Origin of the sequence: Streptomyces doebereineriae (genome assembly GCF_031845645.1) — a bacterium.
Taxonomy (GTDB): domain Bacteria; phylum Actinomycetota; class Actinomycetes; order Streptomycetales; family Streptomycetaceae; genus Streptomyces; species Streptomyces canus.
On sequence record NZ_JAVREZ010000458.1, the window covers coordinates 1 to 418 of the forward strand.

Annotated in this window: 1 rRNA gene; it reads left to right on the plus strand. The window is 59.3% G+C overall.

Annotation, left to right across the window (positions count from 1 at the left end):
- Positions 1–418 (plus strand): 16S ribosomal RNA (locus tag RNB18_RS52760); the annotation flags it as partial.

A 418-nucleotide genomic window follows, 5' to 3' on the forward strand; every position in this document is an offset into this window, starting at 1 on the left:
ACGTAGGGCGCAAGCGTTGTCCGGAATTATTGGGCGTAAAGAGCTCGTAGGCGGCTTGTCACGTCGGTTGTGAAAGCCCGGGGCTTAACCCCGGGTCTGCAGTCGATACGGGCAGGCTAGAGTTCGGTAGGGGAGATCGGAATTCCTGGTGTAGCGGTGAAATGCGCAGATATCAGGAGGAACACCGGTGGCGAAGGCGGATCTCTGGGCCGATACTGACGCTGAGGAGCGAAAGCGTGGGGAGCGAACAGGATTAGATACCCTGGTAGTCCACGCCGTAAACGGTGGGCACTAGGTGTGGGCAACATTCCACGTTGTCCGTGCCGCAGCTAACGCATTAAGTGCCCCGCCTGGGGAGTACGGCCGCAAGGCTAAAACTCAAAGGAATTGACGGGGGCCCGCACAAGCGGCGGAGCAT